Origin of the sequence: Pseudomonas sp. NBRC 111133, assembly GCF_001320605.1 — a bacterium.
GTDB classification, from domain to species: Bacteria; Pseudomonadota; Gammaproteobacteria; order Pseudomonadales; family Pseudomonadaceae; genus Aquipseudomonas; species Aquipseudomonas monteilii.
Genome location: NZ_BCBJ01000180.1, coordinates 1 through 1,381 on the forward strand (window position 1 = coordinate 1; position 1,381 = coordinate 1,381).

Sequence of the window (1,381 nt, forward strand, 5' to 3'; positions counted from 1 at the left end):
AGATCGTGTCCCGGGAAGTGGTGTAACTGAACCAGCCGAAGGCGCCCTGCGGGCGAAAGAGGATGGTCATCGTGGTTCTTGGCTAACGTTGAGTTTGCGAAGACCAAACACTCACCAGAGAAACCACGATGACCAAGCCCACTATCGCATTGACCGAGTTGGTTGAGAAAGGGGCAGACGCTGATCTGCTCAAGCAAATGATCCAGTTCGTTGCCCAGCGCATGATGGAGTTCGATGTCGAAGGCCTGTGCGGCGCGGGCTTCGATGTCAAAAGCCCAGACCGGACAAATAGCCGTAATGGCTACCGTGATCGCCTTTGGCAAACCCGCGCCGGCGACGTTGACCTGAAGATCCCGAAGCTGCGCCAAGGCAGCTACTTTCCTGGCTTCCTCGAACCCCGACGTACCGCCGAGAAGGCCATGGCGGCGGTGATCCAGGAAGCCTACATCCAAGGCGTTTCAACGCGTTCGGTGGACGAGCTGGTCAAGGCCATGGGCATGACCGGTATCTCCAAAAGCCAGGTTTCACGGCTAGCGGGTGAGATCGATGAGCGCGTTCACGCTTTCCTTGATCGCCCGCTTGAAGGCGACTGGCCCTATCTCTGGATCGATGCCACCTACGTCAAGGTGCGGGAGGCCGGGCGCATCGTCTCGGTCGCCGTAATAATCGCCGTGGCCGTGAACACCGACGGTGGCCGCGAAGTCCTGGGCATGCGGGTTGGGCCGTCAGAGGCTGAGCCGTTCTGGACAGACTTCCTGCGCAGCCTCATGCGACGTGGCTTGCGGGGCGTGAAGCTTGTCATCTCCGACGCCCACGAAGGGCTCAAGGCGGCTGTTTCCAAGGTATTCAACGCGACCTGGCAGCGCTGCCGTGTGCATTTCATGCGCAATGCCATGGCCCACGTCGGCAAAGGTCAGCGCACGATGGTGGCGGCGTTGTTACGCACGGTCTTTGCCCAGGACAGTCGCACCGAATGCCATCAACAATGGCGCTTGGTCGCTGATCAACTGCGCGAAAAGTACCCCAAGATCGCAACGCTCATGGACGGCTGCGAGGATGAAGTTCTGGCGCACATGGCGTTTCCCAAGGCGCACCGGCAGCAGTTACACAGCACCAACCCGCTTGAACGGCTCAACGCTGAAATCAAACGCCGCACCGATGTCGTGGGGATTTTCCCCAACGATCCGGCCATCACACGGCTGGTAGGCGCGATGCTGCTGGAGCAGAACGACGAGTGGTGCCTGCAAAGACGTTACATGCAGTTGGAGGCCTTCGAAGCGGTCAGCGATAATCCACAAGCCAAGCTGTCAGCTGTGATCAACTAAACGGCGAACTTAATGGCAAGAGCCATGATGAGTTACACCACTTCCTGGGACACGAT

1 protein-coding gene is annotated in these 1,381 nt (G+C 58.9%); it reads left to right on the forward strand.

The window, feature by feature from the left end; genetic code table 11:
• Window positions 1-128 precede the first annotated feature (128 nt).
• Window positions 129-1,325, forward strand: coding sequence for an IS256 family transposase (locus APH36_RS30320; RefSeq protein WP_060501916.1), 1,197 nt, complete (start codon window positions 129-131; stop codon window positions 1,323-1,325).
• Window positions 1,326-1,381 lie beyond the last annotated feature (56 nt).